At 72.8% G+C, this 22,321-nt stretch carries 22 protein-coding genes; 11 read left to right on the forward strand and 11 right to left on the reverse strand.

The annotated features are described in order from the left end of the window. Positions 1 to 62 precede the first annotated feature (62 nt). The 4 genes from ACIHAA_RS09195 to ACIHAA_RS09210 are packed head-to-tail and all read left to right on the forward strand — an operon-like array spanning position 63 to position 2,700. Positions 63 to 209 (forward strand): hypothetical protein, encoded by a 147-nt coding sequence (locus tag ACIHAA_RS09195; RefSeq protein WP_399814765.1) that lies wholly within the window; start codon positions 63 to 65, stop codon positions 207 to 209. Continuing rightward, positions 206 to 865, forward strand: a complete 660-nt coding sequence (locus ACIHAA_RS09200; RefSeq protein WP_399814766.1) for a PRC-barrel domain-containing protein — start codon at positions 206 to 208, stop codon at positions 863 to 865. The genes ACIHAA_RS09195 and ACIHAA_RS09200 overlap by 4 nt, the downstream gene beginning before the upstream one ends. After that, on the forward strand, positions 865 to 1,287 hold the full coding sequence (locus ACIHAA_RS09205; protein ID WP_399814767.1) for a PRC-barrel domain-containing protein: 423 nt from the start codon (positions 865 to 867) through the stop codon (positions 1,285 to 1,287). The genes ACIHAA_RS09200 and ACIHAA_RS09205 overlap by 1 nt, the downstream gene beginning before the upstream one ends. A gap of 60 nt (positions 1,288 to 1,347) precedes the next feature. Then, positions 1,348 to 2,700: a streptophobe family protein gene (locus ACIHAA_RS09210; RefSeq protein WP_399814768.1), complete on the forward strand. Its 1,353-nt coding sequence runs from the start codon at positions 1,348 to 1,350 to the stop codon at positions 2,698 to 2,700. A 45-nt stretch (positions 2,701 to 2,745) separates the two neighbouring features. Here the strand turns inward: ACIHAA_RS09210 and ACIHAA_RS09215 are convergent, their stop codons facing one another. Then, positions 2,746 to 3,156 (reverse strand): hypothetical protein, encoded by a 411-nt coding sequence (locus ACIHAA_RS09215; protein WP_399814769.1) that lies wholly within the window; start codon positions 3,154 to 3,156, stop codon positions 2,746 to 2,748. A gap of 389 nt (positions 3,157 to 3,545) precedes the next feature. Between ACIHAA_RS09215 and ACIHAA_RS09220 the strand changes: the two genes are divergently transcribed. Further along, positions 3,546 to 3,929, forward strand: coding sequence for a nuclear transport factor 2 family protein (locus ACIHAA_RS09220; protein ID WP_399814771.1), 384 nt, complete (start codon positions 3,546 to 3,548; stop codon positions 3,927 to 3,929). 17 nt (positions 3,930 to 3,946) lie between these two features. Here the strand turns inward: ACIHAA_RS09220 and ACIHAA_RS09225 are convergent, their stop codons facing one another. Together ACIHAA_RS09225 and ACIHAA_RS09230 are read right to left on the reverse strand one after the other, a co-directional pair. Next, on the reverse strand, positions 3,947 to 6,484 hold the full coding sequence (locus ACIHAA_RS09225) for an ATP-dependent Clp protease ATP-binding subunit (RefSeq protein WP_399814773.1): 2,538 nt from the start codon (positions 6,482 to 6,484) through the stop codon (positions 3,947 to 3,949). A 224-nt stretch (positions 6,485 to 6,708) separates the two neighbouring features. Next, on the reverse strand, positions 6,709 to 7,626 hold the full coding sequence (locus tag ACIHAA_RS09230) for an AraC family transcriptional regulator (RefSeq protein WP_399814775.1): 918 nt from the start codon (positions 7,624 to 7,626) through the stop codon (positions 6,709 to 6,711). A gap of 198 nt (positions 7,627 to 7,824) precedes the next feature. On the opposite strand from ACIHAA_RS09230, the gene ACIHAA_RS09235 reads away from it, so the two are divergent. Further along, on the forward strand, positions 7,825 to 8,808 hold the full coding sequence (locus ACIHAA_RS09235) for an oxidoreductase (RefSeq protein ID WP_399814777.1): 984 nt from the start codon (positions 7,825 to 7,827) through the stop codon (positions 8,806 to 8,808). Here ACIHAA_RS09235 and mgrA read toward each other — a convergent pair. Then, positions 8,798 to 9,790: an L-glyceraldehyde 3-phosphate reductase gene (gene mgrA / locus ACIHAA_RS09240; RefSeq protein WP_399814779.1), complete on the reverse strand. Its 993-nt coding sequence runs from the start codon at positions 9,788 to 9,790 to the stop codon at positions 8,798 to 8,800. The two genes, ACIHAA_RS09235 and mgrA, sit on opposite strands and share 11 nt — an antisense overlap. Positions 9,791 to 9,898: 108 nt before the next feature. On the opposite strand from mgrA, the gene ACIHAA_RS09245 reads away from it, so the two are divergent. Both ACIHAA_RS09245 and ACIHAA_RS09250 read left to right on the forward strand, forming a co-directional pair. Then, positions 9,899 to 10,897 (forward strand): LysR family transcriptional regulator, encoded by a 999-nt coding sequence (locus ACIHAA_RS09245; RefSeq protein WP_399814780.1) that lies wholly within the window; start codon positions 9,899 to 9,901, stop codon positions 10,895 to 10,897. A gap of 160 nt (positions 10,898 to 11,057) precedes the next feature. Further along, complete coding sequence (locus ACIHAA_RS09250; protein ID WP_399814782.1) at positions 11,058 to 11,573, forward strand: DUF664 domain-containing protein; 516 nt, start codon at positions 11,058 to 11,060, stop codon at positions 11,571 to 11,573. On the opposite strand, the gene ACIHAA_RS09255 is transcribed toward ACIHAA_RS09250, so the two are convergent. Continuing rightward, positions 11,555 to 12,625 carry an adenosine deaminase gene (locus ACIHAA_RS09255; RefSeq protein WP_399814784.1) on the reverse strand — a complete coding sequence of 357 codons (1,071 nt, stop codon included), beginning with the start codon at positions 12,623 to 12,625 and terminating at the stop codon, positions 11,555 to 11,557. The two genes, ACIHAA_RS09250 and ACIHAA_RS09255, sit on opposite strands and share 19 nt — an antisense overlap. A gap of 38 nt (positions 12,626 to 12,663) precedes the next feature. After that, a complete protein-coding gene (locus tag ACIHAA_RS09260; RefSeq protein ID WP_399814786.1) occupies positions 12,664 to 13,056 on the reverse strand; it encodes a VOC family protein in 393 nt (130 codons plus the stop codon). A gap of 385 nt (positions 13,057 to 13,441) precedes the next feature. Between ACIHAA_RS09260 and ACIHAA_RS09265 the strand changes: the two genes are divergently transcribed. Then, positions 13,442 to 14,140 (forward strand): phosphatase PAP2 family protein, encoded by a 699-nt coding sequence (locus tag ACIHAA_RS09265; protein WP_399814788.1) that lies wholly within the window; start codon positions 13,442 to 13,444, stop codon positions 14,138 to 14,140. Positions 14,141 to 14,159: 19 nt separating this feature from the next. Here ACIHAA_RS09265 and ACIHAA_RS09270 read toward each other — a convergent pair whose 3' ends face one another. The 5 genes from ACIHAA_RS09270 to ACIHAA_RS09290 form a co-directional block, all read right to left on the reverse strand. Continuing rightward, on the reverse strand, positions 14,160 to 15,065 hold the full coding sequence (locus ACIHAA_RS09270) for an oxidoreductase (protein ID WP_399814790.1): 906 nt from the start codon (positions 15,063 to 15,065) through the stop codon (positions 14,160 to 14,162). A gap of 126 nt (positions 15,066 to 15,191) precedes the next feature. Beyond that, on the reverse strand, positions 15,192 to 16,556 hold the full coding sequence (locus ACIHAA_RS09275) for an RICIN domain-containing protein (protein ID WP_399814792.1): 1,365 nt from the start codon (positions 16,554 to 16,556) through the stop codon (positions 15,192 to 15,194). A 569-nt stretch (positions 16,557 to 17,125) separates the two neighbouring features. Then, entirely contained in the window at positions 17,126 to 18,268 is a 1,143-nt protein-coding gene (locus ACIHAA_RS09280; protein WP_399814794.1) for an LLM class flavin-dependent oxidoreductase, read from the reverse strand. A 338-nt stretch (positions 18,269 to 18,606) separates the two neighbouring features. After that, on the reverse strand, positions 18,607 to 18,690 hold the full coding sequence (locus tag ACIHAA_RS09285; RefSeq protein ID WP_361374499.1) for a putative leader peptide: 84 nt from the start codon (positions 18,688 to 18,690) through the stop codon (positions 18,607 to 18,609). Positions 18,691 to 18,832: 142 nt separating this feature from the next. Next, a complete protein-coding gene (locus ACIHAA_RS09290) occupies positions 18,833 to 19,000 on the reverse strand; it encodes a hypothetical protein (RefSeq protein ID WP_399814795.1) in 168 nt (55 codons plus the stop codon). Between the two features lie 284 nt (positions 19,001 to 19,284). On the opposite strand from ACIHAA_RS09290, the gene ACIHAA_RS09295 reads away from it, so the two are divergent. Then, complete coding sequence (locus tag ACIHAA_RS09295; protein WP_399814797.1) at positions 19,285 to 20,868, forward strand: SDR family oxidoreductase; 1,584 nt, start codon at positions 19,285 to 19,287, stop codon at positions 20,866 to 20,868. Between the two features lie 72 nt (positions 20,869 to 20,940). Further along, a complete protein-coding gene (locus ACIHAA_RS09300) occupies positions 20,941 to 22,317 on the forward strand; it encodes a cryptochrome/photolyase family protein (protein ID WP_399814798.1) in 1,377 nt (458 codons plus the stop codon). Positions 22,318 to 22,321 lie beyond the last annotated feature (4 nt).

A 22,321-nucleotide genomic window follows, 5' to 3' on the forward strand; every position in this document is an offset into this window, starting at 1 on the left:
GGCATCCGCATGGTACGGCGCCCGGCCGACGGCGGACGGGGCCGGGGTACCGGAGGTGGACCGTGAGCTGGTGGGTGTGGCCGGTCCTCGTGGTGGCGGCGGTGGCGCTGCTGTCCGGACTGTTCCTGTGGATTCAGGCGCGCCGGCGGGCGGGCACGGTGATCGCCGTCCAGCGGGGCGCGGCGCCCGGAAGGCGGGATCGGCGATGAATGAGCTGGCGGGAGCGCGCGAGCTGTCCGGGCTTCCCGTGGTGACCCTGGGCGGCGATGCCGTCGCCCAGGTACGGGACACGGTCTTCGACGGCCCGGCGGGCCGGATCACGGGCTTCACGCTCAGCGGCCGCGGTCTGCTCGCGGGGCCGCTGAAGAAGAGCCTGCCGTGGAGCGCGGTGCACGCGCTGGGCCGTCATGCGGTGATGATCCGCGACCGGGACGTGCTCGCCGAGCCGTCCGCGGTGGTGGCGCGCCAGGAGGCGGCGCACGGGCAGGTGCTCGGTGCCCGGGTGCTGACCGACGCGGGCACGGAGATCGGTGTCGTCCTGGACGTGGTCGTCGAGGGCGGCACCGAGGGCCGGGTGGTGGGCTTCCGTATCAACGCGCGGGAGTCGCTGGTCGCCGGGTCGCGCAGGCACCGGCGCCGGGTGTTCGTACCGCGCGGGGAGACGCTCGCGGTGTCGGGGCGGGCGCTGGTGGTGCCCGCGGACGCGGTCCGTTTCGTGGCCGACGATCTCGCCGGTTTCGCGGCCCGGGTGGAGGCCTACCGGGCGCGGGACGGGGCCGCCGCCGAGGACATGGACCCCGGGGACGGCGAGGTCGGCGTCCGCGCTCCGGGCAGCGTGGACATGGAGAAGGGGCCGCTGCTGTGATGAGGTTCTCCGAGGCGCGGGGACTGCCGGTGGTGACCCTGGGCGAGGCGCGGGAGCTCGGGGTGCTGCACTCGCTCGCGCTGGACGCGGCCGCGGGGCGGATCACCCATCTGCGGGTGGCGGGGCCGCGCGGTCGGCGGAAGGAGACCGCCGTCGCCTGGCGGGCGCTGCACGCGATGGGCCCCGACGCCGTGCTGGTGGTGTCGGACGTGCCGCCGGACCCCGGCCCGCCCGGGCCGCGCAACGAGGTGCTGGGGCTGCGGGTGCTGTCGGAGGAGGGCGAGGAGCGCGGGACTGTCCAGGACCTCGTCTTCGACCCGGCCACCGGACGGATCGACAAGGTGGTGACCACGCTGGGCGAGGTGGGGGGCGACCGTCTGCTCGGGCTCGGGGACTACGCGCTCGTGGTGCGGTCCGGCTGAGCGGGCGCGGTCGGCCCCGGTCGGCGGGCGGAGCGTACGTGCTCTGCTTACGGTGGCTGCGTGAGCGCCCCCACTTCGTCCGACCGTGCCGCCGCCCGCACCGCCGGTCCTTCGCCCGCCTCGCCCGGCTGGCTCCTGGCCGCCCTGACGGTGCTGGCCGGGCTGGTCGCCATGGGCGTGCCCGCCGCTCTCGGGCTGTGGGCGGCGGGCGGCACCGGCATTCCCGACAACGGTTTTCCCCGGGCGGTCGTGGTCCTGGTCGTCGCCGCGGTCGGGGGCAGTGTGCGGCTGGGGGGTGACGCGGGACCGCTGGCCGGGACCCGGGCGGGTCTCACGGTGATGCCGCTCTCGGTCACGCTCGCGGGGGCGCTGGTGGTCGGCGCGGGCTTTGTGCGCCCGCTGCGGCGCCGGGCCGTCGCCGGGCCGCGTCAACTGGCGGGCTGGGCGGGCCGGATCGCCGTGCTGTGGCTCGCGGCGCTGATCGGGCTGGCGTCGGCGGCACATCAGACGTTCCCGGTCCCGCTCGGTGGGACCATCGGTGACATCGGGCAGTTGTTCGGCCTCTCCCCCAGGATCGGCTATACGACGGATGTGCCGGAGACCGTGCTGTTCGCCCTGCTGTGGCTGGCCGGTGTGCTGTTCATCGCGCTGCTGGTGTCCTCCGGGGCCCCGCTCACGGGCCGCCTGCTGCGCTTCCAGGAGGCCGCGCGCCCGGCCGCGTACGCCGTGGTGGCCCTGCTGCTCGCGTGTGTCGCCCTGGGGGCGGTGATCGCGCTGGTGGTGGCGGCGACACGGGGGCATCCCGTCCAGACCTTCGCGGTGATCCTGCTGGCCCTGCCCAACCTGGTGTGGCCGCTGTTCACCATCGGCTTCGGTGCCGCCTGGCACGGGCGGGTGGACGGGCCGTTCGGGCTGCCCGTGCCGCATCTGCTGGACGAGGTGCTGCGCACCCCGGGCATCTCGACGCTCGATCTGCACACCCTGACCGAACACGACGGCCGGGTGTGGTGGCTCGTGGTGGTGGACGCCGTTCTGCTGCTCGCCGCCGCGACACTGATGGCGGCGCGCTCGCCGAAGGGCACACCCCCGTGGCGGCACGCGGTGCGCTGGGCCGCGGCGCTGGTGGCGGCGGTGCTCATGATCTGCCTGGTGTGCCGGGTGCGGGCCCACTACGGGCTGTCGCTCCTCGGGGTGGGCGATCTGGACGGCGGACTGTCCGGGGTGCTGTTCCTGACACCCGCGTGGTGGACGGCGCTGGGCCTCGGGGCCCTGTGGGGTCTGGTCGCCGGGTTCGCGGCGGGTCCGGCGGCCGGGTGGCTGCGGCGCGGACGGGGCACGGCCGCCGGGTCGACGGTGCGGCGTGCGGGCGATGCCCGGACGGACGGCGGCTCCGAGGCCCCTCGGGACAGCTGAGGCGGTACAGCGGATCCGGACCTATGTACGCCGGTGGTCGGGCGGTCAGGCGGCCGGGGTGGACAGCGCGGGGGCCAGGCGCTGCATCCGCAGGGCGTCGACGGACTCGGCGAGCAGCTCGTACTCGGTGGTGTCGTCACTGATGGCGACCCGCACCAGCCGCCCTGCGGCCAGTTGGTCGGCCACCTGCTCCTGCCGTCGGGTGTCGCCGCACCAGGCCCGCAGCACGCTCGGCACGTCCGGGACGGTGTCGGCGACGGGGGCGACCGAGTTCGGCGGGAAGAGGGGGCTGTCGGGGTCCGGGTCGAGCCGCTCGGCGATCCAGGAGGCGCGGTCGCGCATCCACCACAGCGCCAGGGCGAGGGTGGGCGCGCGGTAGGTGCCCAGGGGCACTCCGACACGTCGGCCGCCGAAACTGCCGTAGGCCGTGACATGGCACAGGAATTCGTCGTGCACGATCGTCCCCCAGTGCGGTGCTCGGTGCCGGGCGGGCCCGTGGTGCCTTGCATACGCGCGCTGTGCACAGGGGTGACCCGGGGGGCGGCACATCCAGCGCCCGGGGAGGCGGGCCGGATCACCCTGTCACTCGAGTATCGCCACTCCTGACACTCTGTCACCATGTGATTTCAGCCAGTCTCCTGGCATATGCGGCGCCGTCGATGGCCGAAAGGGCCACCGTTCCGCCACGGGCGGCCGAGGCGCCCGTCGCCCGCGCCTTACCCGGGAGGTAATCGACGCCCGGCGGGCGTCCGGGCAGTCTGGTGTCACCGGCTCGGCGGGGAGCACAACTCCCCGGAACCGGCGCTCCTTTCCACCGCAACGACCTCGATGGAGGCTGAACCGCCATGTCCGCAGACACCCACCGCCACGAGTCCGCCGTCGCCCGCTACCTGGAGGCCTGGAACTCCCGCGACCCCCAGGCACTGGCCAAGGCGGTCGCCGCCGCCTGGAGCCCGGACGGCAGCTACACCGACCCGCTGACCGAGGTCTCCGGGCACGAGCAGATCGCCGCCGCCATCTCGGGAGCGCACACCCAGTTCCCGGGCTTCTCCTTCCGGCTCCTGGGCGTGGTGGACGGCCACCACGACATCGCCCGCTTCTCCTGGGAGCTGGTCAGCGACGCGGACGGCTCGGCGCCCGTCGCCGGGTTCGATGTGATCGCCCTCGCCGACGACGGCCGTATCCGCACCGTCCACGGATTCCTGGACCGCCTCCCCGCGGGCGCCTAGGAGACGTCCAGGAGACCCTACGAGGTCGGACCGGACCGGTTCGGAGGCTGCTCCCCGGAGCCCTCCGGACCGGCCGCCGGCTCCCCGCCGGCCTTCTCCTTCTCGGGCATCGCCTTGAGACTCAGGGCCAGTTCACCGTCCACGACATCGGCGATCACCGTGTCACCCGGGTTGAGCGTGCCGTCGAGGAGCATGTTCGACAGCCGGTTGTCGAGTTCCGTCTGAAGGGTGCGGCGCAGCGGCCGGGCCCCGAACTCCGGCTGGTAGCCGCGGTTGGCGAGCCAGGTCTCGGCCTTCTCGGTGACCTCCAGCTGGACCCCCTGCGCATGGAGCCGCCGCCGGGTGCCTTCGAGGAGCAGGTCCACGATCTGCACCAGGTCCCCGCGGCCCAGGGCGTGGAAGATGATCACTTCGTCGATCCGGTTGAGGAACTCCGGGCGGAAGTGGGCCTGGAGTTCGGCCATCAGATCGTCCCTGATCTCCTCGACGTCGCCCTGGTGATCCAGGATGTGCTTGGAGGCGATGTTGCTGGTCATGATGACGACGGTGTTGCGGAAGTCCACCGTGCGCCCCTGGGCGTCGGTCAGCCGCCCGTCGTCCAGGACCTGGAGCAGCAGATTGAAGATGTCCGGGTGGGCCTTCTCCACCTCGTCGAAGAGCACCACGCTGTACGGCTTGCGGCGTACCGCCTCGGTGAGCTGTCCGGCCTCGTCGTAGCCGACGTAGCCGGGCGGGGAGCCGACCAGGCGGGAGACGGTGTGCTTCTCCTGGAACTCGCTCATGTCGAAGCGGACCATGCGGTCGGGGTCGCCGAAGAGCAGTTCCGCGAGCGCCTTGGCCAGTTCCGTCTTGCCGACGCCGGTGGGGCCGAGGAAGAGGAAGCTGCCGGTGGGACGGTTGGGGTCGCCCATGCCCGCCCGGCCGCGCCGCACCGCCTGGGCCACCGCGGTGACCGCCTGGTCCTGGCCGATGACGCGCCCGTGCAGCAACTCCTCCAGTTTCATCAGCCGATCGCGTTCGGTCTCGGTCAGCTGGGAGACCGGTATGCCGGTACGGGCGGAGAGCACCTCGGCGATGTCGTCGACGGTGACCAGGGGGGTCGCCGCCGCGCCGCCGTCGCCCAGCTCGGAGAGCTGCTGCTCCGCCTCGGTGATCCGGTGCTTGATGTCACCGGCCCGCTGGAAGTCCTCGGTGCTGACCGCCTCATCCTTCTCCCGGCGCAACCGGCCCAGCCGTTCCTCCAGTTCGGCGGTCTCGGCGGGGCTGCCCATGGTGCGCAGGCTCACCCTGGCCCCGGCCTGGTCCATCAGGTCGATGGCCTTGTCGGGCAGGAACCGGTCGCTGATGTAGCGGTCGGACAGGGCGGCCGCGGCGTCCAACGCCTCGTCCATGTAACGGACTTGGTGGTGAGCCTCGTAGGGGTCGCGCAGTCCGCGCAGGATCTCGATCGTCTCCTCGACGGTGGGCTCGGGCACCATCACCGGCTGGAAGCGGCGTTCGAGTGCCGCGTCCTTCTCGACGTGCTTGCGGTACTCGTCGAGGGTCGTGGCGCCGACGACACTCAAGTCGCCCCGCGCGAGGGCCGGTTTGAGGATGTTGCCCGCGTCCATGGAGCCCTCGCCGGTGGCGCCCGCGCCGACCACCTGGTGGAGTTCGTCGATGAAGAGGACGATGCCCTGCTTGGCACCGGTGACCTCGTCGATGACCTTCTTCAGCCGTTCCTCGAACTGGCCCCGGTACTGGGCCCCGGCGACGAGTCCCGCCATGTCGAGGGCCACCACCCGGCGGTCCTTGAGCACCCTGGGCACCTCTCCGGCGACGATCCGCTGGGCCAGCCCCTCCACGATCGCGGTCTTGCCGACGCCCGGATCACCGATGAGGACGGGGTTGTTCTTGGAACGGCGGGACAGGATCTCGACGGTCTGCTCGATCTCGACGGCCCGGCCGACCACGGGGTCGAGGCGGCCGCTGCGGGCTTCGTCGGTGAGGTCGCGGCCGAACTCGTCGAGGGTCGGGGTGTCCGGGTGTCCGCTCGCGGCGCGCCCTTCGCGCCCCGCCCCGCCGAGCGCGCCGGGCGAGGCACCCTCGGACCTGAGGGTCTGGGCGAGCGGGGAGCGCGGGTCGTCGAGGAGCGCGGCGAGGATGTGCTCGGGGCCGATGTAGGAGGCGTCGGCCGCCTGGGACCGGGCGTGGGCGGCGAGCAGGGCGCGCTTGGCCGCCGGGGTGAGCGCGGGCTCCCCCTCGGCGGTCCCGGAGGGCAGCGACGGCTGGAGGTCGGCGGCGAGCCGGTCGGGATCGACGCCTGCCTGCTCCAGGACCTGGCGCGCGGACGGCACCCGGGTGGCGGCCCACAGCAGATGGACGGCGTCGAGGTCGGCCCCGTCCTCCGCGGCCCGCGCCCCTGCGGCGCCCAGCAGTTCATGCGCCGAGTCGCTGAGCAGACGTCCGATGGGGACGCGCTGCACGGCCGGCGGGGAGGTGGCGGGGCTCATGCCGAAGAAGCGGTTGAAGAGGTCGGAGAAGGGGTCACCTGACCCGAAGGGTGAGATCGTCACGGTTGACCGCCCGTCCGGCGGCGACACGGCCGCATCGCACGCCGTAGTCGAATTGCCCGTACTTGCCCGGTCCTGTACGTGCCCAGTCTTGGCCAGGTGGCGCCGGGCCACAACCCGGCTCAGGGCCGGGGGACGCCTGGTCGGTCGGGGTGGCCGGGGGACGGTTGGGGCAGCGCGGCAGGGGTACTTGGACCGTTTCGGCCGCACCCCGAGCGCGCGGCCGGTCAGCTCCGGGCCGCGTCGCGATAGCGCTTGGGGGCGATGCCCACGGTGCGTTTGAAGGCGTTGCTGAAGGCGCTCTCCGAGGTGTAGCCGAGGGACCGGGCGAGCGCCGCCACGGGGGTGTCGTCCGCGCGCAGGGCTCGGGTGGCCAGGCTCATCCGCCAGTTGAGGAGGTACGTCAGGGGCGGCACACCGGCGGCCTCCTTGAAACGCACCGCGAAGGCGGTCCGGGACATGGCAGCGGCCCGCGCCAGTTCCTCCAGCCGCCAGGGGCGCGAGGGCTCGCCGTGCATCAGGCGCAGGGCCGGGGCGAGGCGCTCGTCGGCGAGGGCCCGCAGCCAGCCCGCGGGGAGCGTCCCGGCGTCCACCAGGCAGACCCGCAGCACCTGGAGGAAGAGCAACTGGGCGATCTGGTCCGCGGCGAAGCCGGACCCCGCCCGGCCCTCCGCCATCTCCGCCACCAGACGGCCGATCAGCCAGCCGAGCACCGGCGCCTCGGCGGCACCGGCCCCCACCTGGATCATCTCGGGCAGGGCCCGGCGCAGCAGATCGCCGCCGTCCCTGCTGAGGTCGATATGGCCGGACACACAGTGGACGTCGTCGCCGTCGCCGAGGTGCGCCATGCGGCTGTCCGGGTCCACCGCGACCCGGCCCGACTCCAGTGGCTCAAGGCCCGGGGCGCTGCACAGGACGTAGGACTGTCTGCCGTCGGAGACGACGACATCGCCCGCTTCGAGAGCGACGGTCCTGCCGCCCTCCTCCCGGACCAGCAGACACCGTCCCCGCACCACCACATTGACCTTGAGCCGGTCCCGGCCCCGCAGCCGGATCGCCCAGTCGCCGCCCGCCGTGAAGCCGCCGGAGAAGACACAGCGGGCGTCGGCGACGGCGAGGGCGTCGGAGAGGGGATCCGGGGACACGTCTGAACTATCACGCAAGAAATGCGGATTCTCAAGCATTCATCGTACGGATCCCCCGACCTACGGTGATCCCGACAGCCCATGCACCGCCCTGCCGGGATCCCGGCACTCCAGGGGCCCGGGGGCTCAGGGGCCCAGGGGCCGGGAGCCCGGGGCGCACTTCGGGGCACCCGAGGGACACACGAGGAGAGATCCGTCATGATCACCGCACAGCAGCCCGTCCGCTCCGGTTTCGGCGCCGCCTCCACCGCCGAGGAGGTGATCGAGGGGATCGGCCTGGCCGGAAAGGTGGCCGTCGTCACCGGCGGCTACTCCGGTATCGGCCGGGAGACGGTCCGAGTGCTGCGGGCCGCGGGCGCCGAGGTCGTCGTACCCGCCCGGAGTGTCGAACGGGCCGAGGCCGCGCTCCGGGGCGTCGCGGGCGTCGAGGTCGAGCCGATGGACCTGATGGATCCCGCCTCGGTGGACGCCTTCGCCGCACGGTTCCTGGCCTCCGGGCATCCGCTGCACCTCCTGGTGAACAGCGCCGGGATCATGGCGACCCCGCTCGCCCGGGACGCGCGCGGCCACGAGGCCCAGTTCGCCACCAATCACCTCGGCCACTTCCGGCTCACCTCCCGGCTGTGGCCCGCGCTGGCCGCGGCCCGCGGGGCGCGGGTGGTCGCGGTGTCCTCCCGGGGCATCCGCTTCTCCCCCGTCGTCTTCGAGGACCTGCACTTCGAGCACCGGGCCTATGAGCCGTTCGCCGCCTACGGCCAGTCCAAGACGGCGAACTCCCTGTTCGCGGTCGAGCTGGACCGGCGCGGCCGGGCGGAGGGGGTGCGGGCCTTCGCCGTGCACCCGGGCACGATCGTCGACACCGGGCTCGCCCGGCATCTCTCCACCGAGGTGATCCGGGCGGCCGGTGCCCTGGACGACGAGGGCCGCCCGGTGCGGGACCCCGCCCGGCAGCTCAAGAACGCCGCCCAGGGGGCGGCCACCGGCGTCTGGTGCGCGACCAGCCCCCGGCTCGACGGCCTGGGCGGGGTCTACTGCGAGAACTGCGACATCAGTCCGCTGGTGGCCCCGGCGGACGAGGCGGCCTGGCGCGCCGGGGCGGAGATCCCCGGCGTCCTGGACTACGCGGTCGATCCCGCGGCGGCCGCCCGGCTGTGGGAGGTCAGCGAGCGCCTCATCGCGTGAGCACCTCGTCGATCCGCGCCAGCTCCTGCGCGTCGAAGTCCGGGCCGCGGACGGCCGCGACGCTGTCCTCCAGCTGCCGTGCGCTGCTCGCGCCGACCAGGGCCGAGGTCACGCGCCCGCCGCGCAGCACCCAGGCCAGCGCCAGCTGGGCCAGGGACTGGCCGCGGGCGGCGGCGATGTCGTGGAGTGCGCGCAGCCGCCGCACCAGGTCCTCGGTGACCTGGTCGGCCTTGAGGAAGGGGCTGTCGCTCGCGGCCCGGGAGCCGGCCGGGACGCCGTCGAGATAGCGGCCGGTGAGCAGGCCCTGCTCCAGCGGCGAGTAGACGATGGAGCCGACGCGGAGTTCGTCGAGGGTGTCGAGGAGCCCTTCGTCCTCGGGGCGGCGGTCCAGCATGGAGTAGCGGGGCTGGTGGATCAGCAGCGGGGTGCCGAGGTCGCGCAGGATGCGGGCGGCCTCGCGGGTCTGCTGCGGGGAGTAGTTGGAGACACCCGCGTAGAGCGCCTTGCCCTGCTGCACCGCCGAGTGCAGGGCGCCCATGGTCTCTTCGAGCGGGGTCTCGGGGTCGGGGCGGTGCGAGTAGAAGATGTCGACGTAGTCCAGGCCCATCCGCTTCAGGCTCTGGTCGAGCGAGGACAGCAGGTACTTGCGGGAGCCCCATTCGCCGTACGGCCCCGGCCACATGAGGTGACCTGCCTTGGTGGAGATCACCAGCTCGTCGCGGTAGGGGCGGAAGTCGGCCGCGAGGGCGTCGCCGAGGGCGGACTCGGCGGCGCCGGGGGGCGGCCCGTAGTTGTTGGCCAGGTCGAAGTGCGTGATGCCGAGGTCGAAGGCCCGGCGCAGGATCTGCCGCTGGGTGTCCACCGGGCGGTCGGGGCCGAAGTTGTGCCACAGACCGAGGGACAGCGCGGGCAGCTTCAGACCGCTGTGTCCGGCGCGACGGTAGGGCATGGTCTCGTAGCGGGCGGGATCAGCCGTGTACAACGTGCACTCCAAGGGCGATTGCGGACGACGCCGTCCACTCTCGCGCCACCCCCGGGCATCAGTCCAGCAGAAGAATCAGATCGGATTCAGCGACTAGACTTCTCAATCATGGAACTGCGCCATCTCCAGCACTTCGTCGCGGTCGCCGAGGACCGGCACTTCACCCGGGCCGCGGAACGGCTCATGGTGTCCCAGTCGGGCCTGTCGGCCTCGGTCCGGGCACTGGAGCGGGAGCTTCAGGCCCCGCTGTTCGTGCGCACCACCCGCAGCGTTACCCTCACCGAGGCGGGCCGCGCCCTGCTGGCCGAGGCGGAGCGGATCCTCGCCCAGGTGCGTACCGCCCGGGAGGCGGTGGCGGCCGTGCAGGGGGTGCTGCGGGGCACCCTGTCCCTGGGCACCGAGCAGTGCATCGCCGGGGTCGCCGTCGCCCGGCTGCTCGCCGCCTTCCGGCGCCGCCACCCCGCTGTGGAGATCCGGCTGCGCCAGGCGGGCTCGGGCGCACTGGCCGAGGAGGTCGCGGCCGGGCGGCTGGACCTGGCGTTCGCGGTACGGACCGGCCCGGACACCGATCAGCTGCGGTCCGTCGCGCTGACGAGCGAGCCGATGACCGTGCTGTGCCACGCCTCCCATCCGCTGGCGCGGGGCGGTCCGGTGACCCCCGGGGGCCTGGGCGGCGAGGCCTTCGTCGACTTCCACCCGGACTGGGGGCCGCGGCGCATCACGGACGGGGTGTTCGCAGAGGCGGGGGTCCAGCGGACCGTGACGCTGGAGGTCAACGACGTGCACAGCCTGCTGGAGCTGGTCCGGGAGGGACTCGGGGTCGCGGTCGTCCCCCGCCACTTCGGCCACAAGCCCGAGGCGTCCACCCTGGTCCCACTGCCGGTCAGGGGCAGCGCCGAGTACGAGACGGTGGCACTGCTGCCACCGGACGACGCTGTCAGCCCGGCGGCGCGGGCACTGATGGGGCTGCTGACCGGGGGGACGGAAGCGGGGGCGGGTCCGGGGGCGGGGACGTTTCCGGACCCGGCTGCGGACCCGACTCCGGCTCCGGGCCCCACTCCGGCTCCGCTTCCGGACCCGGACCCGGCTGCGGCTGCGGGCGGCTGATCGGGGCCGCCGCCGGGCGGCCGTCCTACGGCGGGGGTGGGCGGCGCGCGGGGCACGCGTGCCGCCCGGCTGGCCTGCGGGCGTCCGTCCCGGAGGCCCGCATCGGCTCGCCGGGCGGGTTTCCCGGACGGTCGTGGGCGGGATGCGCGATGGTGGACGCATGCACGCCAAGGACATCCTCATCGACGGCTACGGCCGCATCCGGGAAGAAGTCCATGCCGCGGTCGACGGCCTGGGACCGGACGACCTCAATGCCCTCCCCACCGCGGAGACCAACTCCATCGCCTGGCTGGTCTGGCACCTCACCCGGGTCCAGGACGACCATCTGGCCGACGCCTTCGGCCACGACCAGGTGTGGCTGTCACAGGACTGGGAGAAGCGCTTCGGGCTCGGCCTGCCGCGCCGGGACATCGGCTACGGCCACAGCCCGGCGAAGGTCGCCAAGGTCCGGGTGGACTCGGGCGACCTGCTGACCGGGTACTACGACGCCGTGCACGAGCAGACCCTCGGCGCCCTGCGGCAACTGGCCGCCAAGGACCTGGAACGCATCGTGGACGAGCGCTGGGATCCCCCGGTCAGCCTGGCCGCACGCCTGGTCAGCGTCCTGTCCGACGATCTCCAGCACGCCGGACAGGCCGCCTATGTACGGGGGTTGCTTCAGAGCGCGGCCGCGTAGCCGGGCAGGACCACGTCCCGGATGAGGGCGTTGCGCTCGTCGAACGGGATGAAGGCGCTCTTGAGGGCGTTCACCGTGACCGTGCGCAGGTCCTCGACGGTCCAGCCCGCCTCCTCGACCAGCAGGGTCATCTCGCGGGTCATCGTCGTACCCGAGACCAGACGGTTGTCGGTGTTCAGGGTGACGCGGAAGCCCAGGTCCTTCAGGGCGGTGATCGGGTGCTCGGCGATCGAGGTGGCCGCACCGGTCTGGAGGTTGGAGGTCGGGCACATCTCCAGCGCGACCCGGCGGTCCCGCACCCAGCTCGCGAGGCGACCGAGCTTGCCGTCGACGATGTCCTCGGTGATGCGCACACCGTGGCCGATGCGCTCGGCACCGCACACCTGGAGGGCCTGGTGGATGCTGGGCAGACCGTGCGCCTCACCGGCGTGGATGGTGAAGGGGACGCTCTCCTTGCGCAGGTGCTCGAAGGCGGCCAGGTGGTCGGCGGGCGGGAAGCCGTCCTCGGCGCCCGCGATGTCGAAGCCGACGACCCCGGCGTCACGGAAGGCCACCGCGAGGTCGGCGATCTCCCGGCTGCGGTCGAACATGCGCATGCCGCACAGCAGGGTGCCGACCCGCACCGGGGTGCCCGCGGCCGCCGCCTTGGCCATGCCCGCGGCGAGACCCTGCTGCACGGTCTCGACGACCTCGGGCAGGGTGAGGCCGCCGGCGAGCATCAGCTCGGGGGCGTAGCGCACCTCGCCGTAGACGACACCGTCCTCGGCGAGGTCGAGCACGTACTCCTCGGCGGTGCGCAGCAGGCCCTCACGGGTCTGCATCACGGCGAGGGTGTGCTCGAAGGTGGCTATGTAGCGCACCAGGTCGCCGGAGTTGGCGGCCTCGAAGTACCAGTCGGCCAGCGCCGCCGGGTCGTTGGTGGGCAGGGTGTGGCCGACCGCCTCGGCGAGTTCCACGAGGGTGGCCGGGCGGAGGCCGCCGTCGAGGTGGTCGTGGAGTACGGCCTTGGGAAGGCGGCGGAGGGTGGCGGCGTCGATGCGCGGGGCGGTCATGTGCGGTGGTTCCTCGGCAGGTTGTTCTCGGAAGGGGGTCACTCGGCGGGCTGGAGCAGGTCCCAGCGGTTGCCGTACAGGTCCTGGAAGACGGCGACCGAGCCGTACGACTCGTGCCGGGGCTCCTCCAGGAAGGTCACACCGGCGGCGGTCATCCGGGCGTGGTCGCGGGCGAAGTCGTCCGTGTGCAGGAAGAGGCCCACACGGCCGCCGGTCTGGTCGCCGATCCGGGCGCGCTGTGCCTCGTCCTTGGCCCGGGCGAGCAGCAGTCCGGTGCCGTGGCCCGCGGCCCCGGGCTCGACGACGACCCACCGGGAGCCGTCGGGCCGCGGCTCGTCGCTCGCCAGCCGGAACCCCAGGGCCTCGGTGTAGAAGCGGATCGCCTTGTCGTAGTCGTCGACGACAAGGGTGACCAGGGCAATGCGTCTCATCGGGCCTTCCCGGGGCAGGTACGGCGTTATACGTAACACGAAGCGTACGTCATGCCGTCAAGTCTCCCGGGCGGGCCTCCCCGCGCATGTCACCCATCACAGGGGCGACGCGGGCGGTAGGCGCGGGCGGTCGGCACGGCCGGGCCGCTCGCCCGGGCAGGGGCACAGACGTCCACGTTCGGGGAGTCGCGGGAGTCGCGGGGAGTCGCGGAACCTTCCTCGCCCCGCAATCGTCTACATATATGTAGACCGACCCCTCTCCTGCGGCCTTCACGAGCCCCGGCCGGGGTCGTCCCGCACCGCGACGACGAGAGGGGCCCACCCACATGGGCGCAGCTTCGCGCACCCCGCAGCCACCCGCACCGCGCCTCCTGCGAGCGCCCTCATGAGGGGGGTGGCCGCCGCCCGTCCCGCCCTGTGGACTGCGGCGGGCGGCGTGGTGGCCCTTGGCCTGCTGACGCTGACCGTGACGGGCCGGGGTGGTGCTCCGTTCTCCGCCGACGTGGACCTGCTGCGCTGGGCGACGGAGCACCGGCCGTCCGCGGCGGTCGCGATGGCGAGGGCCGTGACCTTCACCGGCACGGGCGTCGTGCCCTATGCGCTCGCCGTACTGGCGGGGCTGCTGGCGGCACGCACCCCGCGCCGACGGGCGCCGTCCGTGGCCGCCGCGGTCGGCTGCCTGGCCGCGGGTCAGGCGCTGCGGTACGGGCTCATGACGCTGGAGGCGCGTCCCCGGCCGCCCCGGCAGGACTGGCTCACCCAGGCCTCGGGCTGGTCCTTCCCCTCGGGGCATGCGACGACGTCCGCGATCACGGCGGGGCTGCTGGCCGTCGCGGTCCTGGTCAGGGTGCCGCGGGCCGGTGCGGCGCTTGCGGCGGCCGTCGTCGGCTGGGGCGTACTCGTCGGGCTCACCCGGGTATATCTGGGCGTCCACTGGTTCTCCGACGTCCTGGGCGGCTGGCTGTTCGCCCTGAGCTGGCTGAGCCTGTGCGGGTACGCCGCGGCCCGTCTGGCCCCGGGCACCCGGAAAGCCGGAGCCGTTCGTTCGCCTCCTTCACCTCCTTCACCTCCTTCACCTCGTTAGCCGGACGCGTCGGCCGTCCTCATCCCCCGTGGTGCAGCACGTCCAGGCGGCGCGTCTCCTCCGCTGTCAGGTGCAGCGCGCCCGCGGCCACGTTCTGCCTGAGGTGGTCCGGATCGCCGGTGCCCGGGATGGCCAGTACGTGCGGGCCCTGTCCCAGCGTCCACGCCAGCCGGATCTGGGCGGGGGCGGCCCCATGGGCCCGGGCGATCGCGAGGACCTCTTCGTCCTGCTCCGCCGTCGACCCGCGGGCGCCGCCCTGCCCGGCGATCGCGAAGAAGGGTACGAAGGCGATGCCCTCCTCACCGCAGATCCTCAGCATCTCGTCCGCCTCCGGGTCGGTCCCGTGCAGCCCGTACTGGTTCTGCACGCACACCACGGGCGCGATCGCCCGGGCTTCGGCGAAGTGGCGGGGAGTGACGTTCGAGACGCCCAGATGCCGGATCAGCCCGGCGTCCCGGAGTTCGGCGAGCGCGCCGAAGTGCTCGGCGATCGAGTCCCAGCCGGCCATCCGGCGCAGATTGACCACGTCCAGGTGGTCGCGGCCGAGCTGGCGCAGGTTCTCCTCGACATGGCCGCGCAGCTGGTCCGGGCGGGCCGCGGTCCCCCACTCCCCCGTGTAGTCACGGTACGGACCGACCTTGGTGACGATGACGAGGTCGTCCGGGTACGGCGCCAGCGCACAGTTGATCAGCTCGTTCGCGGAGCGCAGCGGGGAGAAGTAGAAGGCGGCGGTGTCGATGTGGTTGACGCCGAGTTCGACGGCCGTGCGCAGCACGGCGATCGACCGCTCGCGGCTGCTCGGAGTGCCGAGGTGGAAGGCGGCGCTGCCCGTCAGCCGCATCGCGCCCAGGCCGATGCGGTGGACGGGCAGGTCGCCGAGTTTCCAGGTACCCGCGGCGTCCGCGGTCATGGTCGGAGAGGTCATCCGCGGATGATGCACATGATCCGGGGCCCCACCGCAAGAAGATGCCGGGTCCTTTACGAACAGGTGGCCTCGATCACGTGGCCGGGGATGGCCGACCAGGGACAGCAGAGGTGCAGGGATGGACGGTCAGGGATAGATGTACGTGTTCAGGGTGTTGACGGCGGCCGTCGGGTTCCCCAGGTCGTAGCGGTCGACCGCGAGGAAGTTGGGCTTCTTGCGGGCGGCGGGCTGGCAGAACCGCTGGGCGCGGTCGGCGAGTTTGGTGTTGTCGGACTGCGCCGTGAGGCCGATCGTGACGTCCCGGAAGTGGTTCATGACGAAAAGCGGGCGGAAGGCGGGCTCGGTGTGGGTGAGGGGGATGGCGGTGTTCGCGTCGTACCAGCGGCTGTAGCAGGACCAGTCGGAGGTGCCGATGCCCGAGCCCATCGACCAGTAGTTCTCCACCGTCCACTCCCGCTGGTACATCACGCCGAAGCTGTCGCGGGTGAGTCCGGCCGCCTCGTCGGAGGAGCGGCTGTGGTCGGTGAAGATCAGCAACCGGTGGCCCGCCGCGGTCAGATCGGCCATCTTCGGCCAGCCGTTCTGCCGTACCCCGGTCTGGTCCGGCCGGTAGAGCACGTCCGACAGGCCGTTCACCCGGGAGAGTTCGCCGCGCAGGACGCCGGGGTCGACGTAGTCCTCCAGGAAGACGGTGACGAACTGGTCGGGGTGCGCCTTGAGGAAGTCCACGATGCGCTCCAGGTCCACCCACAGCGCGACCGGCCTGCTGACCAGGGTGCAGCTGTCGTGGCAGAGGATGGCGCCGTCGGGTGTCTGGTGGATGTCCAGCATGAATCCGCGCACACCGTCGGCGAGTTGCTGGTTGATGCCGCGGGTCTGGTTGGGCGCCAGATTGATGAAGGGCGGGGCGAAGCCGCCGTCGACCCCGTTGGCGTAGGCGTTGTGGGCGGTGAGGAAGGTGACCTGGTCGAGGGTGCGCTGATCCGCGGACGGCATGGGGCGGGTCGGGGAAGTGACCGGGGTGAGGTACCAGGAGGCGAGGCCGCCCGGGGCACCGATCGCCAGCTGGGCCGGGTAGTTGGCGCCTGCGGGCTTGGCGGCGACCGTCAGATAGCGCTCGGTTCCCGGGACCTTGAGCGTGTACTGGTCGCCGTCGGCAGGAGTGATCTCCCAGGCCGCGTCGGCGCCGGTGCAGGCGACGGTGCGGGCCTGGTCCGCGGAGCGGCCGAGGCAACTGCCCACGGTGTCGGCGCTTTCGAGGACGTAGGAGGATCCGGCCGCTCTGAGGTTCCACTGCTGGTGGTCCTCGTTGCCCTTGGGGTTGTGCTGTTCGACGGCTCCCTGGGCGTCGGCCGCGTCGAGCCCGGTGGTGGCACTCTGCACGTAGTAGGCCCCGGCGGCGGGAACCGCGGCGGCCGCGTGGGCGGGGGGTGACACGAGGGAGGCGGCCAGCGCGGTGGCCGCGGCGAGCAGGGCGTGGGGGGTGCGCATGGGGGCCCTTCCTTCGACGGATGCTCACGGATGGACGGATAGTCAGGGACATGACAGCACGTTCAACGGTCGTCCGTCAGCAGGAAAGGTTGCCGCGGGGTGAAAGCTCTCCATGGAACGGGGCACGGCCGCTCCCGGGCAAGGCGCCGTCGAAGCGGTCCTTGCGCGCCCGCACCGGCCCCACGCGAATGGTCGTCGCGGCACTGACGGTCGGCAGTGCCGCGATGAGGTCACCGGGCCCGGAACACGGCCCCGACCGCCACTCCCCCGTCGCTGGTGACACCGGTCGGCGGAATCACCCGATGGGTGTCGTCGCAGCGAGGGTGGAAGAGGTTCACTGCTGGCCTGGTTTCACGGGGACTGGGACACAGGCGCGAAGGGACCCGGGTGAGGGTGCGGGCGAAGTCGACCTGGGGCGTCTGGGCCCACAACTGACCTCCCAGCTGGGAGGAACTGCTGCTTGTCGTCAGGAGCAGGCACGGCTGGCACGGGAGGCGATGTTCCTGCTGGTGCAGGGGCAGACGGCCGAGGTGCGCCGCGCACAGCTCGGCCATCTCTCCCGCTGAGCCTCAGCTTGCGAACGGCACGGAGGTCTCGGCCTGCCGGGCCGCGGCGGACGGATGGCGCCACAGCCCCTGGGCCGCCAGCCGCGGCAGCACACCCTCGCCGAACCAGTACGCCTCCTCCAGATGCGGATAGCCGGAGAGTACGAACTCGTCGATGCCGAGGGCGGCGTACTCCCTGATCCGTTCGGCGACCTCGTCATGGCTGCCGACGAGCGCAGTGCCCGCGCCGCCGCGGACCAGGCCGATCCCCGCCCACAGATTGGGGTGTATCTCCAGCCCGGCCCGGCTTCCACCGTGCAGGGCGAGCATCCGCCGCTGGCCCTCCGACTCGCTGCGGGCCAGCCCGGCCTGGACGGCGCTCACGGTCTCGGGGTCGAAGCCGTCGAGGAGCCGGTTCGCCTCCGCCCAGGCCTGTTCGGAGGTGTCGCGGGTGATGACATGGAGCCGAATGCCGAACCGGAGGACCCGGCCCCGGGCGGCGGCCAGCGTACGGACCCAGGCGATCTTCTCGGCGACCTGAGCGGGCGGTTCGCCCCAGGTGAGATACACATCGGCGTGCCGGGCGGCGACTTCGCCCGCGACCGGCGAGGAGCCCCCGAAGTACACCTCGGGGACCGGGTCGGGCAGCCGGGCGAGCTTCGCTTCCTCGACCCGGAGGTGCTCGCCGTGCAGATCGACGGTCCTTCCCTCCCACAACTCCCGGACGATCTGGAGGAATTCGCCGGTACGGCGGTAGCGGGCGTCCTTGTCCAGGAAGTCCCCGTAGGCCCGCTGCTCATGGCTCTCGCCGCCGGTGACCACGTTCAGCAGAAGCCGTCCGCCGCTCTGCCGCTGGAAGGTCGAGGCCATCTGCGCGGCAAGGGTGGGCGAGACGGATCCGGGCCGGAAGGCGACCAGGAACTTCAGCCGCTCGGTGTGGCGGCTCACCATCGCGGTGGTCAGCCAGGCGTCCTCGCACCAGGCGCCGGTGGGCGTGAGCGCGCCCTCGAAGCCGACATCCTCGGCCGCCCTGGCGATCTGGCTCAGATAGGCGACCGTCGGCGGCCTGTCCCGGCCGGAGACCGTGGCCGGGCTGCCATGACCCCCGCCGACCACATGGCGGCTGTCGCCGTTGGTGGGGAGGAACCAGTGGAAGGTGAGGGACATACGGGAGCTCCGATCGGTACATGCGGTGCGGTGGGCGCGTGCGTGCGGTGAGGTGGGGTGGGATGGTGCGGGCCGTGGGCGGGACGGATCTGACACCGGTGACGGGATCGGCTGCGGGAACCCCTCACCGGGGAAGCCGAGTTCCGGCCGTGCGCAGCCAAGGGCGCGCCTACGGGCGGCCGTTGACGCAGACGCCGGGATCCGGGAAGCCGCATACGGACACCCGCCGTACCAGGACGGCGGTGTCAGGCATCACGGCCCTACGGAACGGCCGGTCAGAACGGCCGGACGGAGAAGGGGAGAAGGCGGCGGACCGGAGGTGGTGGTGGCGGCGGCGGTCAGGCCGCGGGGCGACAGGAGGCGCTGGAGACGCGCGCGAGATCGACATGGCGTCGCCGCGTAAGGTCCAGTCGCATCGTCATGCCCTTGATCGTGGCAGTCTGCTGCTTCGGCAGTCAAGGAAAGCCCGGCCGGTCTCGTATCACGGACCGCCCGGTGCACGCGTCGGCACGCCGCCGGGACCCGGGCCGACGGCACCGGCCGTCCGCCCCGGTGACCGTCCGTTCAGTCGTCGTCGCGTGCCGGGACCACCACGAGGAACGCGTCGGACGTCAGATCCATGACGACCTTCGCGGGCTCACCCTCGGCGCGGCGCGCCGCCGCGAACTCCTCCGCCGGCCAGGCTCCGCGCGGAGCACCGGCGGGAAACCGCTCCAATACCTTCGCACCCATGGCGCAGACACCTCCAGCTTCGGCCGGGACGGCCGTCGGCTTCCGCCGATGGTCTTTTCGTGGAATCCGCCTGCCCCCGATCGACGGTGACATGTCCATCTCGTGGTCCCTCCTTCCGGTGTCGCGTGGAGACGTCCTTCCGCCCGCCGCGCCCCGATCGCCCCGTGGTACTCCCCTGGCGCATCCGTAGCACCCCCGCGCGGGGAAGAGATCATCGAGGGAGCCCACCGCAGGAAGAGTTCACCGCGGGACATCGCACGACGAGGGAGCGAGGACACGATCCGATGAACGGCGACGAGGCCGGACCGGGGCTGCGCTGCCTGGTGACCGGCGCCACGGGATACATCGGCGGGCGGCTCGTGCCCGAGTTGCTGGCCGCCGGGCACACGGTGCGCTGCCTGGCCCGTTCACCGGGCAAGCTGCGCGACCATCCGTGGACGGCCGAGGTCGAGGTGGCAGCGGGTGATGTCACCCGGGCGGAGACGGTCGCCGAGGCGATGCGCGGCGTCGACGTGGCGTACTACCTGGTGCACGCCCTCGGCACCGGCCCCGGATTCGAGGAGACGGACCGCCGGGCCGCGCAGATCTTCGGTGAGCAGGCCCGGGCGGCGGGCGTACGGCGCATCGTCTATCTGGGCGGTCTGACGCCCGCCGGGGTCCCCGAGCAGGAGCTGTCCCCGCATCTGAGGTCGCGCTCCGAGGTGGGCCGCATCCTGCTGGCCTCGGGGGTTCCGACCGCGGTGCTGCGGGCCGCCGTCATCATCGGCTCGGGCTCGGCCTCCTTCGAGATGCTGCGCTATCTCACCGAACGCCTGCCCGCGATGGTCACCCCGCGCTGGGTGCGCACCCGGATCCAGCCCATCGCGGTACGGGACGTGCTGCGCCTGCTGGTGGGCAGTGCCCGGATGCCGGACGAGGTGAACCGCGCCTTCGACATCGGGGGGCCGGACGTGCTGACGTACCGGGAGATGATGATCCGGTACGCGGCGATCGCGGGTCTGCCGCGCCGGATCATCGTGCCCGTCCCGGTCCTCACCCCCCATCTGTCCAGTCTGTGGGTCGGCCTGGTGACGCCCGTGCCCACCTCGATCGCCCGCCCGCTCACCGAGTCGCTGCGCCATGAGGTGGTCTGCCGCGAGAACGACATCGAGCGGTATGTGCCCACCCCGCCCGGTCACCCGTTCGGTTTCGACGACGCGGTCCGGCTGGCCCTCCAGCGGGTGCGCGACGCACAGGTCACCACCCGCTGGTCGTCCGCCTCCCTCCCCGGCGCGCCGAGCGATCCGCTGCCCACCGACCCCGACTGGGCCGGTGGCAGCCTCTACACCGACCGCAGGGAGCTGGCGGTCGACGCCTCCCGCGAGGCGCTCTGGCGGGTCGTGGAGGGGATCGGCGGCGACAACGGCTGGTACTCCTTCCCGCTCGCCTGGGCGGCGCGCGGGTGGCTGGACCGGCTGGCGGGCGGGGTGGGGCTGCGCCGGGGGCGGCGTGACGCCCAGCGGCTGCGGGTCGGGGACTCCCTGGACTTCTGGCGGGTCGAGGAGATCGAGCCGGGGCATCTGCTGCGGCTGCGGGCCGAGATGCGGCTTCCGGGACTGGCCTGGCTGGAGATGTGCGCCGAGCAGGACGGCCGGGGCCGCTCCCGGTATCGGCAGCGCGCCCTGTTCCATCCGCACGGGCTCCTCGGCCATGCCTACTGGTGGAGCGTGTCGCCCTTCCACGCCGTGGTCTTCGGCGGCATGGCCCGCAATATCGCCAAGGCCGCCGCCCGGACCCGGTCCGCCCCGCACCGGGACGACGGACCGAACGGGGACAGCACCCCGGACCAGGGCGGCAGCCCGGACCAGGGTGGACGGACCGTGCGCTGACCCCCGCATCCGCCGGGCCCCCGCCGACGGAAACACAGCACAGCAACCCCTCGTGTCCACGGAGTGCACGTCATGAACGTCTCGGTCGTCCTGTTCACCTCGGATCTGCGGCTGCACGACCATCCGCCGCTGCGGGCCGCACTCGACGGCTCCCGCCAGGTGGTGCCGCTGTTCGTGCGCGACCCGGCGGTGGACTCCGCCGGGTTCGCCGCCCCGAACCGGCTGGCGTTCCTCGCCGACTGCCTGCGGGACCTCGACGCGGGCCTGCGCTCCCGGGGCGGCAGGCTGGTGCTGCGCTCCGGGGACACGGTCGAGGAGGTGTGCCGGGTGGCCGCCGGGACGGACGCCGACGAGGTGCACATGTCCGGTGACGTCAGCGCCTTCGCGCACCGGCGGGAGGAGCGGCTGCGCAAGGCCCTGGAGGCGGACGGACGCCGTCTGCACGTCCACGACACGGTGACCACCGCGGTCCCGCCCGGCGCGGTGACCCCGGCGTCCTCGGACCACTTCGCCGTCTTCACGCCGTACTACCGGCAGTGGTCGCAGCAGCGGCTGCGCGACACCCTGGGCGCGCCGCGGGCGGTGCGGGTCCCGGAGGCGGCGGGCTCCGAGGACCTGCCCCGGCGCGAGGAGCTGCCGGAGGTGTCGGCGGGGCTCGCCCCGGGCGGCGAGGACGAGGGCAGAAAGCGGTTCGCGGCCTGGCTGCGCGGGGGGATCGCCGCGTACGAGGACCGCCATGACGATCTGGCGGGCGACGCCACCTCCCGGCTCTCGCCGCATCTGCACTTCGGCACGCTCTCCCCCGTGGAGATCGTGCACCGGGCCCGCGCGGCGGGCGGTCCGGGCGCCGAGGCCTTCGTACGGCAGGTGGCATGGCGGGACTTCCACCGGCAGGTTCTGGCGGCGCGCCCGGCGGCGGCCGCCGCCGACTACCGCACCAAGCACGACCGTTGGCGTTCCGAGCGCACGGCGCGGGCGGACGTCGAGGCGTGGCGGGAGGGCCGTACCGGCTATCCGGTGATCGACGCGGGGATGCGCCAGCTGCTGCACGAGGGGTGGATGCACAACCGGGCCCGGCTGCTGACGGCGAGTTTCCTCGCCAAGACCCTGTATGTGGACTGGCGGGTCGGCGCCCGGCACTTCCTTGGGCTGCTGGTCGACGGAGACCTCGCCAACAACCAGATGAACTGGCAGTGGATGGCCGGTACCGGTACCGACACCCGGCCCAACCGGGTCCTCAACCCGATCGCCCAGGCCAGACGGCACGACCCGGAAGGGGAGTACGTACGCCGCTGGGTCCCCGAACTCGCAGGACTGGAAGCACCGTTGGTGCACGAGCCATGGAAGCTGCGCGGACCGGAACGGGCCGCCTACGACGCCTATCCCGACCCCATCGTGGACCTCGCGGAGGGTCTGGCGCGCTTCAAGCAGGCCCGCGGGCGCGACTGAAGGA

The organism is Streptomyces sp. NPDC052040, assembly GCF_044548405.1.
GTDB lineage: Bacteria > Actinomycetota > Actinomycetes > Streptomycetales > Streptomycetaceae > Streptomyces.